This is a genomic window from Vibrio frigidus, from assembly GCF_042465995.1.
Taxonomy (GTDB): Bacteria; Pseudomonadota; Gammaproteobacteria; order Enterobacterales; family Vibrionaceae; genus Vibrio.
In genome coordinates this window covers 62,430-76,919 of sequence record NZ_JBCDMC010000016.1, presented here as the reverse complement: position 1 = coordinate 76,919, position 14,490 = coordinate 62,430, and the positions used below count along the sequence as shown (strand labels likewise).

The 14,490-nt window shown below is 41.4% G+C and carries 16 protein-coding genes; 8 read left to right on the top strand and 8 right to left on the bottom strand.

Annotation, left to right across the window (positions count from 1 at the left end; translation table 11 throughout):
- The first annotated feature begins 462 nt into the window (after positions 1-462).
- Positions 463-1,011, top strand: coding sequence for a gamma carbonic anhydrase family protein (locus AACW90_RS20990; protein ID WP_390238488.1), 549 nt, complete (start codon positions 463-465; stop codon positions 1,009-1,011).
- Here AACW90_RS20990 and AACW90_RS20985 read toward each other — a convergent pair.
- From AACW90_RS20985 to tsaC, 4 genes are all read right to left on the bottom strand, one after another.
- A complete protein-coding gene (locus AACW90_RS20985; RefSeq protein ID WP_390238487.1) occupies positions 1,004-1,267 on the bottom strand; it encodes a DUF1488 family protein in 264 nt (87 codons plus the stop codon). The genes AACW90_RS20990 and AACW90_RS20985 overlap by 8 nt on opposite strands.
- Positions 1,267-2,100 (bottom strand): shikimate dehydrogenase, encoded by an 834-nt coding sequence (aroE, locus tag AACW90_RS20980; RefSeq protein ID WP_390238484.1) that lies wholly within the window; start codon positions 2,098-2,100, stop codon positions 1,267-1,269. Before aroE ends, AACW90_RS20985 begins: the two co-directional genes overlap by 1 nt.
- 75 nt (positions 2,101-2,175) lie before the next feature.
- Positions 2,176-3,084: an oxygen-dependent coproporphyrinogen oxidase gene (gene hemF, locus AACW90_RS20975; protein ID WP_390238482.1), complete on the bottom strand. Its 909-nt coding sequence runs from the start codon at positions 3,082-3,084 to the stop codon at positions 2,176-2,178.
- Positions 3,085-3,148: 64 nt separating this feature from the next.
- Positions 3,149-3,706, bottom strand: a complete 558-nt coding sequence (tsaC, locus tag AACW90_RS20970; RefSeq protein ID WP_390238480.1) for an L-threonylcarbamoyladenylate synthase type 1 TsaC — start codon at positions 3,704-3,706, stop codon at positions 3,149-3,151.
- A gap of 170 nt (positions 3,707-3,876) precedes the next feature.
- On the opposite strand from tsaC, the gene purE reads away from it, so the two are divergent.
- Entirely contained in the window at positions 3,877-4,362 is a 486-nt protein-coding gene (gene purE, locus AACW90_RS20965) for a 5-(carboxyamino)imidazole ribonucleotide mutase (RefSeq protein WP_390238477.1), read from the top strand.
- Between the two features lie 5 nt (positions 4,363-4,367).
- Positions 4,368-5,510 carry a 5-(carboxyamino)imidazole ribonucleotide synthase gene (locus AACW90_RS20960; protein ID WP_390238474.1) on the top strand — a complete coding sequence of 381 codons (1,143 nt, stop codon included), beginning with the start codon at positions 4,368-4,370 and terminating at the stop codon, positions 5,508-5,510.
- 26 nt (positions 5,511-5,536) lie between these two features.
- Here the strand turns inward: AACW90_RS20960 and AACW90_RS20955 are convergent, their stop codons facing one another.
- The 3 genes from AACW90_RS20955 to dprA are packed head-to-tail and all read right to left on the bottom strand — an operon-like array spanning position 5,537 to position 7,718.
- Complete coding sequence (locus tag AACW90_RS20955) at positions 5,537-6,115, bottom strand: topoisomerase DNA-binding C4 zinc finger domain-containing protein (RefSeq protein ID WP_390238471.1); 579 nt, start codon at positions 6,113-6,115, stop codon at positions 5,537-5,539.
- A gap of 20 nt (positions 6,116-6,135) precedes the next feature.
- On the bottom strand, positions 6,136-6,609 hold the full coding sequence (locus AACW90_RS20950; RefSeq protein ID WP_275135174.1) for a DUF494 family protein: 474 nt from the start codon (positions 6,607-6,609) through the stop codon (positions 6,136-6,138).
- Positions 6,610-6,611: 2 nt separating this feature from the next.
- The gene (gene dprA / locus AACW90_RS20945; protein ID WP_390238468.1) at positions 6,612-7,718 is read right to left on the bottom strand and encodes a DNA-processing protein DprA; all 1,107 of its coding nucleotides are present in this window, start codon (positions 7,716-7,718) and stop codon (positions 6,612-6,614) included.
- A 224-nt stretch (positions 7,719-7,942) separates the two neighbouring features.
- Here dprA and def point away from each other — a divergent pair, with 224 nt between their 5' ends.
- The 5 genes from def to AACW90_RS20920 all read left to right on the top strand — a co-directional run bounded on the left by def (position 7,943) and on the right by AACW90_RS20920 (position 13,705).
- On the top strand, positions 7,943-8,455 hold the full coding sequence (gene def / locus AACW90_RS20940) for a peptide deformylase (protein WP_195704710.1): 513 nt from the start codon (positions 7,943-7,945) through the stop codon (positions 8,453-8,455).
- Positions 8,456-8,468: 13 nt separating this feature from the next.
- Positions 8,469-9,416, top strand: coding sequence for a methionyl-tRNA formyltransferase (gene fmt / locus AACW90_RS20935; RefSeq protein ID WP_390238464.1), 948 nt, complete (start codon positions 8,469-8,471; stop codon positions 9,414-9,416).
- 108 nt (positions 9,417-9,524) lie between these two features.
- A complete protein-coding gene (gene rsmB, locus AACW90_RS20930; protein ID WP_390238462.1) occupies positions 9,525-10,805 on the top strand; it encodes a 16S rRNA (cytosine(967)-C(5))-methyltransferase RsmB in 1,281 nt (426 codons plus the stop codon).
- A gap of 59 nt (positions 10,806-10,864) precedes the next feature.
- The gene (trkA, locus tag AACW90_RS20925; RefSeq protein ID WP_275135178.1) at positions 10,865-12,241 is read left to right on the top strand and encodes a Trk system potassium transporter TrkA; all 1,377 of its coding nucleotides are present in this window, start codon (positions 10,865-10,867) and stop codon (positions 12,239-12,241) included.
- An 18-nt stretch (positions 12,242-12,259) separates the two neighbouring features.
- Entirely contained in the window at positions 12,260-13,705 is a 1,446-nt protein-coding gene (locus AACW90_RS20920; protein WP_390238459.1) for a TrkH family potassium uptake protein, read from the top strand.
- Positions 13,706-13,744: 39 nt separating this feature from the next.
- Here AACW90_RS20920 and trhA read toward each other — a convergent pair whose 3' ends face one another.
- Positions 13,745-14,398: a PAQR family membrane homeostasis protein TrhA gene (trhA, locus tag AACW90_RS20915; protein WP_390238457.1), complete on the bottom strand. Its 654-nt coding sequence runs from the start codon at positions 14,396-14,398 to the stop codon at positions 13,745-13,747.
- Between the last annotated feature and the right edge of the window lie 92 nt (positions 14,399-14,490).

Genomic DNA, 14,490 nt, shown 5'->3' with positions numbered 1-14,490 from the left:
TTAGGTCACTCAGTTCATTGAAACCGTTGTTGATTTCGTGCCCTAAGGCAGAGAATCATCTTCGATTGTCATCAACGAGTGCCCACACAGATTGATATAGGTTTAAATTGTTAAAGAGCGTTGCTTCGATATTCCCGTTAAGGTCTGCCTTAAGCAAGGCGGCCATTCTAGCGATTTCACGTGAAGTGTCAAACACTTTTTTATTTATTTTTCACTTTAGAAAAAATGAGAGTAAACTTCGTTTCGCTAGGCTGTTCACCTAACTGACATTGGGCGCCAACCCTTGTGGGGTGTGCCGTGTCAGTGTTGGCGCATTATAGAGAGCTTAAGGATATTGGCAACCCCTTTTTTAGGATTTTTACGATTTATTTACTGTTTGGACAGTTTTTATCCACTAAAGGCCAGTTTTACTAACTTTACTATTTGCATATACTCTATATAAGTAAATAAAAGGGATAAATGATGAGCAAATTGAAAAGCTTTAAAGGAATACACCCTGAAATTGGTACCTCCGTCTATATAGACGATACTTCAGTTTTAGTTGGTGATGTAAAGATTGGAGATGATTCGAGTATCTGGCCTTTTGTGTCAGCTAGAGGCGATGTTAATCATATTCGTATAGGTCAACGCTCAAATATCCAAGATGGCAGTGTATTACATGTTACCCACAAGTCAGAAGACAATCCCAAGGGTCACCCACTCATCATAGGAAACGATGTAACCATTGGACACAAGGTAATGTTACATGGATGCACAATTAATGATTGTGTACTTATCGGTATGGCTGCCATTGTTTTAGATGGTGCCACGATAGAGGAAAATGTCATGGTTGGGGCAGGTAGCCTAGTACCACCAAAGAAGATATTAGAAAGTGGTTATCTCTATGTCGGCAGCCCAGTTAAACAAGCCCGTCCTTTGAAACAACAAGAACTGGCCTTTTTAAAGAAATCAGCAGACAACTATGTAGCAAATAAAAACGACTATTTAGAACACGTCAATCCTGTTAAATAATTTCAACTTGATCGAGGTCGTTAAAGCGTTCGTCCTCGATCATTTCTTCGGCTATTTCTTCAATATCGAATCGATACTCAGAAAAAACATCTAAAATAATATCCGAATGTAGTTCATTGGTTCCTGATATCACTGTCAGCCGTTGTCGTGAGATAGTACATTTTATTAATAAACCTGCTTGTTGCGCAGTAAATTCTACGACTTCTCGTTTGTCATTCCACTCTTGAATATCAGAGAACAATATCGATTGATTCATTACTGGCCCTCCAAGTTTTTTCGAAGCTCTCTTAGTATTTGTTTGGTTCCCGGGCGTAGCCCTCGCCAAAGCATAAAACTTTCGGCCGCCTGACCAACCAACATACCAAGCCCGTCATAAACCTGTGCAACACCATTATCCCTTGCCCATTGGTTAAAGGTGGTTATCCCAGCACTATAGGTCATATCATAAGCGACGGTGTTCGCACCAAAAATCTTAGGGCTGATATTCGGAACTTGTTTGTATAGGCTAGCAGAAGTTGAATTGATAACCACATCAAATGGACTATCTATTTCATCTATATATTCTGTAGTGACATTACCGAAAGGTGTAAATATTTGTGCAAGTTGTTCTGCTTTCTCGAATGTTCGATTGACTAAGGTAAGCTGACTTGGTTTTTGATCTAATAAAGGTTTAATCACTCCCCTCGCAGCACCACCAGCGCCGAGTAACAAAATACGGCGACCTTCTAATGGCACTTGATACTGAATTAGATCCTGAACAAGACCCTCACCATCAGTATTATCACCGATAATCTGACCATCATCGAGCTTTTTAAGCGTATTGACCGCACCAGCCAATTCCGCACGTTTAGTCAGCCTATCCGCAAATTGAAATGCTTCTTCCTTATATGGTGCCGTAATATTGCACCCTCTCCCTCCTTCTTTAAAGAATCGCGCCACGGCGCTTAAAAAACAACCAACTTCAGGTCCACAGCTTGAATACTCCATGTTCTGCGCAGTTTGTCTCGCAAACAGAGTATGGATAAAGGGAGATTTACTTTGTGAAATTGGGTTGCCAAATACGAGGTATTTATCAGTGGTACCAGCCATATCCATGCCTACTGTAATAAATAAAAAGGGCCATCTAAGATGACCCTACCATTTCAAGTTCGCTTAGCCAATAACTTAAACCCACTCTTTGGGCTTCAAATACTCTCTATAGAGTAACGCCTCTGCGCTATTGGCCTCTGGTTGAAAATCGTATTCCCATCTAACTAATGGGGGCATCGACATCAGTATTGACTCTGTCCGTCCTCCACTTTGCAATCCAAATAGCGTACCCCGATCGTACACTAAGTTGAACTCAACGTAGCGTCCACGTCTATATAGCTGAAACTGGCGTTCACGATCGCCATATTCCATTGACTTTCTTTTGTCTACTATCGGTAGATAGGCACAAGTGAACCCTTCACCTACGGCTTGAATATAGGAAAAGCATTTATCAAACTCCCATCGATTCAGGTCATCAAAAAACAAACCACCAATGCCACGCGTTTCATCTCTATGCGGTAAATAGAAATAGTCGTCACACCACTTTTTATGTTTGGCGTATACATCTTGTCCAAACACTTCACAAATAGATTTCGCTTTTTTATGCCATTGAATGCAATCTTCTTCAAAGGGGTAAAAAGGCGTCAGATCAAACCCTCCACCAAACCACCAGATGGGTTCTTCTCCTTCTTTTTCTGCAATAAAGAATCGAACATTAGCGTGAGATGTAGGGATATAGGGGTTTTTAGGATGGATAACTAGTGAGACCCCCATTGCTTCAAATTTTCGACCAGCTAATTCTGGCCTATGAGCTGTAGCAGAGGCTGGCATTTTTTCACCATAAACATGAGAGAAATTCACTCCTCCCTGTTCGAATACAGCGCCATTTCTAAGAACTCGAGTTCGACCTCCCCCCCCAAGTTCTCTTTTCCAAGCATCTTCCTCAAATGTGGCTCCGCCGTCTGCCTGTTCTATTTGGAGACAGATGCTATCTTGTAATCCTAACAAAAATGATTTTACTTGCTCTTTATTCACTGTAGACATAATTTTTCACCGCAGATACTATTTTATCTCTATATTAATACAACTTTAATCGCTGTAGATACCGCTATCCATGTCTTAATATTGTAGAACTACATGCGTCTCTTATCTCTGAAGGTTTATTTCTACCTCCAGTATTGCCTTCTAACACAATAACACCAGTATTCCCAAGTTGAGCATTAACTTCTTCTGTCGTCATGCACGCTGGTTGCCCCGACAGGTTCGCACTTGTCGAGGTAATTGGCTTCCCAAACGCAATACAAATTTTTTGAACCAACGGGTGATCTGTCACCCTAACCGCCACTGTATCGAACTGACCCGTAACGAGATTAGATGTCAGGTGACTAACAGGCATAACCCAAGTAATTGGACCCGGCCACGATTCTTTAATTTCAATTAATCGTTCAGTACTCAATGAAGAGGTGTCAATGTAGGGAGCAAGCTGTTCGTAGGAGGCCGCAACTAATATAAGTCCTTTTTCTACGGCTCTTTTTTTTACATCGAGAAGCTTGTTTATTGCTTCATTATTGTCTGGATCGCAACCAACACCGAAAACACCCTCTGTTGGATAGGCAATTACGTTGCCACTAATTAATGCTTCAATTACTTGGTTAAAGTTACTCATTTTTCTACTTTATAGCCCCTATACTCATCTTAGTGTACAAATTCTTATGCTAAGCCGCTAATGACTATTTAAAAATAACTGACGCAAACGTTTTCCTTGTGCCATTTTAACCTTATAATGCGCGGAAATTATCAACTAATAATGAATGAACTAATTTGTAGGAGTTAGCGATGAAAGTCGGAATTATTATGGGTTCTAAATCAGATTGGCCCACCATGAAACTTGCTGCTGAAATGTTAGATCTATTTGGTGTACCTTACGAAACAAAAGTCGTTTCGGCTCACCGGACTCCGCAGCTATTAGCTGACTATGCAAACAGCGCAAAAGAACGCGGACTAAAAGTCATCATTGCGGGCGCTGGTGGTGCTGCTCATCTTCCTGGTATGGCAGCGGCCTTCACTTGCTTACCAGTATTAGGTGTCCCAGTTCAATCCCGTGCATTAAAAGGAATGGACTCACTATTATCGATTGTCCAGATGCCAAAAGGTATTGCGGTTGGAACGTTGGCGATTGGCGAAGCAGGTGCAGCAAATGCAGGTATACTCGCAGCCCAAATCATTGGAACGAATGATGAAGCGGTAATGGCAAAGGTGGAGGCTTTTCGCAAAGAGCAAACCGAAACCATTTTGGCAAACCCTAACCCTGCAGAGGATTAATACTAATGCACGTTCTTGTACTGGGTGCTGGCCAATTGGCCAGAATGATGTCACTAGCTGGAGCTCCTCTCGATATTCAAATCTCTGCATTTGATGTGACGAGTGAGAATATTGTCCACCCTCTGACTCAAGCACTACTTGGCCACGGGTTAGAAAACGCTATTGAGCAAGCCGATGTTATCACAGCCGAATTTGAGCATATTCCGCATAATATTTTAGATGTTTGCCAAGCAAGTGGAAAGTTTCTACCTAGTACTGACGCCATTAAGATTGGTGGTGACCGTAGACTAGAGAAAGCCTTATTAGATAAAGCTGGTGTAGCCAACGCTAAATACCACGTAGTAAAGACTCATGAGGACTTTGCAAAAGCTATCGAAATAGTCGGTATGCCCATGGTTTTGAAAAGTACGCTCGGTGGTTATGACGGAAAAGGCCAGTGGCGAATCAAGAATCAGTCAGAAGCAGACAATATTTGGCCCGAAGTAAAATCTTGCATCGCTGAATCTCCAAACCAAGCTATCGTTGCAGAAGCGTTTATACCATTTGATCGTGAAGTTTCTCTAGTAGGAGCCAGAGGAAAAGATGGCAAAATTGCTGTTTATCCACTTGCGGAAAACATCCATACCAATGGTGTTTTATCTCTTTCTACCGCAATAATCGACTCAGCCCTACAATCACAAGCCAAGCAAATGTTTACCAACGTAGCAAAGACATTAGACTATGTTGGGGTACTCGCTTTAGAATTTTTTGATGTAGGCGGTAAATTGCTAGTCAATGAAATCGCCCCGCGGGTACACAATTCGGGACATTGGACTCAGCAAGGCGCAGAAGTATGCCAATTCGAAAATCATCTACGGGCGGTATGCGGACTACCATTAGGTGGCACCAATCTAATTCGACCAACAGCGATGATAAATATTCTCGGTGAAGACTCGCTTCCAACGGGAGTATTAAAAGAACAAGCATGCCATATTCATTGGTATGGCAAAGATAAACGCCCGGGAAGAAAGATGGGGCACATCAATGTCAGTGCTGACAATTACTATGAGCTAAGTGAGCAGTTACTTACTCTATCAGAGATACTGGATGAGGTTTCATTTCCTGCCCTCAAACACTACGCTATCAAACTAGAGCACAGCGGAAACTAAAAGAATAAACGGTGCTATCTGCGCCGTTAATTTTTTTGAATATGCTGACATTTTCGCTCGGCACATTGAAGACCGACAACTCCCTTAGCGGTGTTTTTTTCAACTAAAAGAGGATACCCGCAGTTTTCACATTTACCATTCTTAGGCGGTTGATTAACCGCAAATTTACATTCGGGATAATTGTCACAAGCCCAAAAAATCTTTCCAAAACGAGATTTTCGCTCAACAAGATGGCCTCCAGCACAATCAGGACACTTACACGACTCTGTATCTTCTTCACTGGGCTGATCAAGTGATTCGATATGATGACATTCAGGATACCCGCTACAGCCGATAAACATACCGTAACGACCTTGTCGAAGAACCAATTCGTTTTCACATTCAGGGCATGGGATACCTAAGGGCTTAACAATATGTCCATCATTATTATGAAGCGTCTTGATGCACTCACAATCGGGGTAGCGAGTACACCCAAGAAATCGTCCTGATTTTCCATGTCGAAGAGCAAGCTCTCCTCCATGCGTATCTCCACATAAAGGGCAAGAATCATGCTCTAGTGCATGTTCATGTGCTTCAAACAGCTGGTTATTTATCTTTCCGCTCATACATACCCTGAAGATCTCGTTTAGTGTAATATGCCCGTTTCTGCGGTATAGAGTAACTCTTCCATAAGCGTATACGCATTCTCATTCCCAGGTACATTAAATAGCACCATTAAAATGATCCATTTTAAATCATCAAGTAATAGCTCTTGTGTCTCTAATCCCATAACTCGATCAATGACCATTTCTCGAGTTTCAGTTGTTAACACATTAACCTGTTCTAAAAAGAGTAAAAAACCTCTGTTCTTAACATCAAGGCGACATTTTTCGTCTTCAGTGTAGATTCTTGTAGAGGTTGACGCGCCCTTTGCAATCGCAGAACGCTGATCACTCTGTTGAAGCGCCGCCAAATCTTCGAGCCAATCGAGCGCCTTATAGATCTCCTCTTGGTGGAAACCCGCCCTTAGTAACTCATCTTCAAGTTCGTCTTGGTCGACTATTAACTCTGCATCATTATGGATGTAGGTTTCGAACAGATACATCAAGATGTCCATCATAGCTAACCCCTCCTCGTTCGAATATAACCGCCAGATACAGATGCAACATGCCCCTGAAGTTCTAGCTCCAGAAGCTGCATCATAATTTCATTCACTGGGATATGGGTCCTCTGTGCCAAAATATCAACCGATACAGCTTCTTCTCCCCCTACGTTAGCCAAGAGTACCGAAAATGGCAATTGCTCTTTTTCATCTTCAGTAGAAAATAGCTCTCTTTGATTGTTAATCGACCAGTTCAACAAACTGTCTATCTCCTTAAGCATATCACTTGAAGACTGAACAAGACTTGCTCCCTCTTTTATTAGAGAATTTCCTCCCTTGGCGTGAGGGTTATGAATAGAACCTGGTAGCGCAAATACTTCTCTGCCCTGTTCATTTGCATACCTTGCCGTGATCAACGAACCGCTTTTTTGCGCAGCCTCAACAATAAGCACACCCAATGACAGTCCACTAATAATTCTATTTCTACGAGGGAAGTTTTCAGGTTTAGGTAACCCATTAGGTCTAAACTCCGACACCAAAGCACCATTTTCTATAATTCTTTCCGAAAGGTCACGATGCTTAGCTGGATAAATACGCTCTAAACCAGAACCAAGCACTGCAATTGTTTTTCCTCCCGCTTTTAGAGCACCATCATGCGCATGACCATCAATACCCAATGCTAATCCACTAGTAATCGTTATTCCTTTACGAGCTAAGTCACCAGAAAAAGCTTTCGCATTTTTTAAACCATCAACGCTCGCATTTCGACTTCCAACGATGGCAATTTGTGGTTCAGACAGACAATCAACATCCCCTTTTATAAACAAGATAGGAGGAGGTAGCGCAATTTGTTTTAGGAGTTCCGGGTAATCATTATCGATTAAAGTCATAACGCTATTAGAAGAAGCGGATTGTTGCCATGCAAGACAATAATCCACATCTTTCGCTGCATATCGTTTGATGTAATCTATCTGTTGTGGTCTTAACCCTAAATATTCTAATTCTTTTCGAGAATAATTGACGATATTCTCCGGAGAAGAAATAGCAACTAACTTACTGAAATTACTACTACCTATATAAGGAGTAAAACTAAGTGTTAACCATGCCGAAAGCGTTTTTTCACACATTAATAACCTCTCTCTAGAGCAGATTTAGATCGGGCTGGTATACAAAAAAAAAAGAGACTAAAAAAATACTAAATTCGAGTAAAAAAAGAGTAAAATAGTCAGATCGTGGCTTTTATTCCTGAATATAGAGATTTCAGGATGCTGTCATTTGATCTATTAAATGTCTAGAATTGCGTTATTCACCGTTTCGCGGTTTGGACACAGTTCAATTTTTAGAGTTATTTATGTCTGTATTAGAAGTATTAACATTCCCGGATGATCGCCTTCGCACTGTCGCTAAACCAGTAAAGGTAGTCACTCCGCAGATCCAAAAATTCGTCGATGACATGATTGAAACCATGTACGAAGAAGAAGGCATTGGCCTTGCAGCAACTCAGGTTGATTTCCATCAACGTATCGTCGTTATCGATATTTCCGATTCTCGCGATCAGCCGATGGTATTAATTAATCCAGAAATCACTGATAAACGTGGTGATGATGGTATAGAAGAAGGCTGTCTATCGGTTCCCGGAGCAAGAGCTTTAGTTCCAAGGGCTTCGGAAGTATCGGTAGAAGCATTAGACCGCAATGGCGAAAAATTCAGTTTTGAGGCATATGACCTTTTAGCTATCTGCGTTCAGCACGAATTGGACCATTTAGAAGGAAAGCTTTTTGTTGATTATTTATCGCCTTTAAAGCGTAAGCGAATTAAAGATAAGCTCGAAAAAATTAAACGCTTCAACGAAAAAAACAATTAACAACGAGGTTACCTTGAGCCAATCACTACGTATTGTCTTTGCCGGTACTCCGGATTTCGCCGCCCGCCACTTGGCGGCGTTGTTGTCTTCGGAGCACGAGGTCATTGCTGTATATACTCAACCAGATCGCCCAGCAGGTCGCGGTAAAAAGCTAACCGCTAGCCCTGTGAAAAATATCGCAATAGAAAATAATATTACCATTTTTCAGCCGGAGAATTTCAAATCAGATGAGGCGAAACAACAACTCATTAACCTTGATGCCGACATAATGGTTGTTGTTGCGTATGGTTTGTTACTGCCACAACAGGTACTAGACACTCCAAAGTTGGGTTGTATTAATGTACATGGTTCGATTCTTCCCCGCTGGCGAGGTGCCGCTCCAATTCAGCGTTCAATTTGGGCTGGGGATGAGCAAACAGGTATCACTATTATGCAGATGGATATTGGGCTAGATACAGGGGATATGCTCAATATAGATGTGTTGCCAATTGAAGCAACAGATACAAGCGCGTCAATGTACGACAAGTTGGCTGATCTTGGACCGAGTGCACTGATTAACTGTTTGTCTGATATCGCGGGCGCTAAAGCAAATCCTATAAAACAAGATGATGCATTTGCTAATTACGCAAAAAAACTATCGAAAGAAGAAGCAAAGATAGACTGGTCACTCGATGCAGAACAAATTGAACGTTGCGTTCGAGCTTTTAACCCATGGCCAATGAGCTATTTTAGTGTTGCAGATAACAATATTAAGGTTTGGCGTAGCAGAGTCGAAAACATCAAAAACAACAAAGAGGCTGGAACGATCTTACAAGCCGATAAACATGGCATATATATCGCCACTGGTAATAATGTTCTAGTGTTAGAACAGATTCAAATTCCAGGGAAAAAACCCATGTCTGTTCAAGATGTCCTCAACTCACGCAGTAGTTGGTTTGAAGTAGGTAGACAATTACTCTAAAGACAGATATTTAAGGCTAACTTCCCGCTAGCCTCTTCTTTTTAGATCACACTAATGTGCCCGTTTTTATAACGATCACTACTGTTAAAATGAAATTAGGTTTTTAAAATGAATGTTCGTGCAGCCGCAGCCACCGTTCTTTTCCAAGTCGTAGATAAAGGTCAATCTTTATCTACTGCTCTTCCTGCCGCCCAACAAACTATAAAGCCACGTGACCATGCATTACTACAGGAAATTTGCTACGGCTCGCTTCGCTACTTACCAAGGCTCGAAACCATTGCAAATAGACTAATGGATAACCCTTTAAAAGGAAAAAAACGAGTCTTTCATCACTTGGTGTTAGTTGGTATTTACCAACTAAGTTTTATGCGAATTCCTGCTCATGCGGCCGTTGGCGAGACGGTCGAAGCAACAAAGAACCTTAAAGGACAAAGCCTAAGCGGCCTTATCAATGCAGTATTAAGAAGTTACCAAAGAAATCAACAAGAATTAGACCAATTCGCAGTAAGCAATGACGCGGGAAAATATGGCCACCCAGGTTGGTTACTTAAGCTACTGAAAGGCGCCTACCCTGGTAACTGGGAATCGATTATTGAGGCTAATAACAGCAAGGCACCAATGTGGTTAAGAGTGAACGAAGTACATTACAGTCGAGATGAATATTTAGCTTTATTAAAGAATGAAGAGATCAATGCAACCATTCACCCTCATGCGAGAAATGCCTTAAAGCTAGAAAAGCCAACGGATGTCAGCAACCTACCGGGATTTGATAAAGGCTGGGTTTCCGTTCAAGACGCAGCAGCGCAGCTGTCCGTCGACTTCTTAAAACCACAAGAAAATGAACTCATTCTTGATTGTTGTGCCGCTCCAGGTGGAAAAACAGCTCATATATTAGAGCGCATAAAAAACAGTCAAGTCGTCGCCATAGATTCTGATGAATACCGGCTAAAAAGGGTCTATGAAAACCTTGACCGACTAAACCTAAGTGCAAAAGTAATATGTGGAGATGCCCGTAAACCAGAAGAATGGTGGACAGGTGAAAAATTTGACCGCATCCTCCTAGATGCTCCTTGTTCGGCAACGGGCGTTATTCGACGTCATCCTGATATTAAATGGTTACGTCGCGCCAATGACATTGTGGCTTTAGCTCAACTTCAAAGTGAAATTATTGACGCTATGTGGCAGCAGCTTAAAACAGGTGGCACAATGGTTTATGCTACCTGTTCAATTACCCCACAAGAAAACAGTGAACAAGTAATTGATTTTTTAAAAAGAACGAATAACGCTGAGCTTATCGGCTCTGATATTGAAAGCCCGGGAAGACAGATTCTCCCTGGAGAAGAAGATATGGACGGCTTTTATTATGCCGTACTAAAAAAGAATGCCTAATAAACTATTTTATTTGCATTAACATCGACATATTGGCTTTTTAAAGAGATGGCACAGTTATGAAAATCATTATTCTTGGAGCAGGTCAGGTTGGTGGCACACTCGCTGAAAATTTAGTGGGTGAAAATAACGATATCACCATCGTAGACAAAAACAGTGATCGCTTAAGGGAGCTTCAAGATAAATACGATTTACGAGTAGTCAATGGACACGCCAGTCACCCGAACACGTTACGCGAAGCCGGTGCTCAAGATGCGGACATGTTAGTGGCTGTGACCAACTCTGACGAAACCAATATGGCGGCTTGTCAGATTGCATTCACTATTTTTAATACACCCAATCGAATCGCTCGTATTCGTTCTCCTGAATATTTGAAAGAGAAAGAAACACTCTTCCACTCTGGCGCCGTTCCAGTTGATCACTTAATTGCGCCTGAAGAGCTCGTGACTAGCTACATCGAGCGTCTAATCCAGTACCCTGGCGCACTGCAAGTTGTCAGTTTTGCTGATAAGAAAGTAAGTTTGGTGGCAGTTAAAGCCTATTATGGTGGCCCTCTCGTTGGTAACGCACTTTCCACTCTGCGTGATCATATGCCTCATATAGATACGCGTGTCGCCGCTATTTTCAGACAAGGTCGACCTATCAGACCTCAAGGTACGACCATAATAGAAGCGGATGATGAAGTATTCTTCGTAGCGGATAGCTATCATATTCGTTCTATTATGAGTGAACTACAAAGACTCGAGAAACCTTACAGACGTATTATGATCGTTGGTGGAGGCAATATCGGCTCTTCTTTAGCGAAACGATTAGAGTTCGATTACAGTGTAAAACTAATCGAACGCAGTTTAGCTCGAGCAGAAAAATTATCAGAGGAACTAGAAAAAACCATCGTCTTTTGTGGTGACGCTGCCGACCAAGAGCTGCTGATTGAAGAAAACATTGATCAAGTGGATGTTTTCATCGCGTTAACTAATGAAGACGAGACCAACATTATGTCTGCCATGTTGGCAAAGCGTATGGGTGCAAAAAAAGTAATGGTACTCATCCAACGTGGCGCTTATGTTGACCTCGTTCAGGGAGGCAATATTGATGTGGCCATTTCACCTCAACAGGCCACTATTTCTGCTCTATTAACTCATGTAAGACGTGCTGATATTGTTAACGTATCATCATTAAGACGCGGAGCAGCAGAAGCCATTGAAGCCATTGCGCACGGCGATGAAACGACATCAAAGGTTGTTGGCAGACCAATCGGTCAATTAAAACTACCTCCTGGTACCACAATAGGTGCAATTGTCCGTGGCGAAGAAGTAATGATTGCTCATGACAAAACGGTGATAGAGCAAGATGACCACGTTGTTATGTTTCTTGTGGATAAAAAGTATGTTCCTGACGTTGAACTGCTTTTCCAACCTAGCCCGTTCTTTTTATAACTAGGCTAAGCGTTTATCATGGTTAATTTTCGTCCAATTATGTTTGTTATAGGGTTAGTATTATCAAAACTAGCCCTGTTTATGTACATTCCAACATTGGTCGCTTTTTTTTCTGGTACTGACGGTTTTCTTGAGTTTGGCAAAGCGGTTGTCATCACGCATATCGCTGCATTTCTATGTATTTCACTCGGTAAAACCGAACATTTCCGCCTTGGCGTAAGAGATATGTTTCTAATTACATCTTTAGTTTGGATGATAGCAAGCGTATTTGCAGCACTCCCCTTTGTGTTTATTAACCACATCAGTTTTACGGATGCTTACTTTGAGACGATGTCTGGAATTACAACGACAGGCTCAACCGTTTTAAGCGGTCTAGACAATATGGCACCAAGTATATTGTTATGGCGTTCAACCCTTCAATGGTTAGGAGGAATTGGTTTCATTGTCATGGCGGTAGCAGTCTTGCCAATGTTAAATGTTGGTGGTATGAAGTTATTCCAGACAGAGTCATCCGATTGGTCTGATAAAAGTTCACCTAGAGCAAAAACCGTCGCAAAAAATATTGTTGCTGTTTATCTTTCATTAACGGTAGCTTGCATCATTGGTTACTTAATCACTGGTATGGGTTTCTTTGATGCGGTGAATCATGGATTTACGACACTATCCACCGGTGGTTACTCAACATCGGATGGCTCAATGAACCATTTTTCTAATGGCGCTCATTGGGTTGCGACATTATTTATGTTTCTCGGTGGTTTACCTTTTCTGCTTTTTGTTAGCGTATTGCGAAACAAAACCTTTACCGCCCTCTATCTCGATGCTCAAGTTCGTGGATTTGCCTTATTATTTATCATCGCTAGTGCGGTGATAGCCAGTTGGTTAATTGTACATAACGGTTACACTACATCGGATGCTATTCGTGTATCCATGTTCAATATCGTCTCTATTATCACAACCACTGGCTATGGGTTAGAGGACTTCACAGCATGGGGAGGCCTACCTACCGTTCTCTTTGCCTTTTTAATGTTAGTAGGCGCTTGCTCCGGGTCTACCTCTGGTGGTATAAAAATATTTCGGTTCCAAATCGCGATGACGCTATTCAACAAACAAATGCTAAAGTTAATCCATCCATCCGGTATATTTGTACAACGCTACAATAAACGCCCTGTAAGTGACGATATAGTCCGCTCAATGGTCGCATTTGGTATCACCTTTTTTGCCACAATAATCATTGTTGCAGGCTCTTTATCCGCTATAGGGTTAGATCCTATCACAAGCATTTCAGGTTCTATTACTGCCGTCGCTAATGTCGGCCCAGGCATGGGGGACATAATCGGACCCACTGGAAATTTTGCTCCGTTACCTGACTTGGCAAAATGGATACTCGGATTAGGAATGTTAATGGGGCGACTAGAAATACTCACTATTCTTGTACTCTTCTTTCCCGCTTTTTGGCGCACGTAAATTAAGGCTTATAAATGAAACAACTTTTAATGATAGTCGCTATATTGGATCAACATAATAGTAGATAGAAAGGAAGTGACATACACACCCTGCCAATACAAAACCATGCCAAATAGCATGATTAAATGGTATTTTTTTAGCCACATAAAAAATAACGCCTAAAGAATAGACTACGCCTCCAATAGCCAATAGCGTTAATCCACCTATATCGATATTCATCGCAAGTTGATAAATTACAATAAGCGATAACCATCCCATCGTCAGATAAATCCAAAGAGACAGTTTTTCAAATCGATAGACAAAGGCAAACTTAAAGATAATCCCAAACAAAGCTATCGACCAAATAACAGCCATTAAACCAATCGCTAATGGGGTTCTTAAACTCACTAATAAGAAGGGTGTATAACTGCCAGCAATGAGTAAATAAATAGCACAATGATCAAAAGTCTTAAGTGCTCGCTTGGTTTTTTGATACGGGATAGAGTGATACAACGTTGAAGCCAAAAAAAGCATAATAATGCTGGCACCATAAAGACTCATGCTGATTATCGTTAACGTATCTGCATTGTTCTCCAAAGCTTTTGTTACTAGAAAATAGGATCCAACGACACCAAAAATAACCCCGAGACCATGAGACACACTATTAGCGATCTCCTCCGATACACTGTATTCATTTTCTGGTTTAGTCGACATACTTCAACTTCCTCATAGAGCTAAGAAACTGAAGTATGTCACATTAAGCTTACACGTGTAAGCTGAAAATATTTACATTGTTTGATAATTGA

Coding starts and splice junctions, on each gene's coding strand:
- tsaC (WP_390238480.1), bottom strand. CDS start 3,706: ATGAGTAACTTTAACCAAGTAATTGAAGCATTAATTAGTGGCAACGTA.
- AACW90_RS20960 (WP_390238474.1), top strand. CDS start 4,368: ATGCACGTTCTTGTACTGGGTGCTGGCCAATTGGCCAGAATGATGTCA.
- hemF (WP_390238482.1), bottom strand. CDS start 3,084: ATGTCTACAGTGAATAAAGAGCAAGTAAAATCATTTTTGTTAGGATTA.
- def (WP_195704710.1), top strand. CDS start 7,943: ATGTCTGTATTAGAAGTATTAACATTCCCGGATGATCGCCTTCGCACT.
- AACW90_RS20920 (WP_390238459.1), top strand. CDS start 12,260: ATGGTTAATTTTCGTCCAATTATGTTTGTTATAGGGTTAGTATTATCA.
- AACW90_RS20950 (WP_275135174.1), bottom strand. CDS start 6,609: ATGATGGACATCTTGATGTATCTGTTCGAAACCTACATCCATAATGAT.
- AACW90_RS20955 (WP_390238471.1), bottom strand. CDS start 6,115: ATGAGCGGAAAGATAAATAACCAGCTGTTTGAAGCACATGAACATGCA.
- rsmB (WP_390238462.1), top strand. CDS start 9,525: ATGAATGTTCGTGCAGCCGCAGCCACCGTTCTTTTCCAAGTCGTAGAT.
- AACW90_RS20985 (WP_390238487.1), bottom strand. CDS start 1,267: ATGAATCAATCGATATTGTTCTCTGATATTCAAGAGTGGAATGACAAA.
- trkA (WP_275135178.1), top strand. CDS start 10,865: ATGAAAATCATTATTCTTGGAGCAGGTCAGGTTGGTGGCACACTCGCT.
- dprA (WP_390238468.1), bottom strand. CDS start 7,718: ATGTGTGAAAAAACGCTTTCGGCATGGTTAACACTTAGTTTTACTCCT.
- trhA (WP_390238457.1), bottom strand. CDS start 14,398: ATGTCGACTAAACCAGAAAATGAATACAGTGTATCGGAGGAGATCGCT.
- aroE (WP_390238484.1), bottom strand. CDS start 2,100: ATGGCTGGTACCACTGATAAATACCTCGTATTTGGCAACCCAATTTCA.
- purE (WP_390238477.1), top strand. CDS start 3,877: ATGAAAGTCGGAATTATTATGGGTTCTAAATCAGATTGGCCCACCATG.
- AACW90_RS20990 (WP_390238488.1), top strand. CDS start 463: ATGAGCAAATTGAAAAGCTTTAAAGGAATACACCCTGAAATTGGTACC.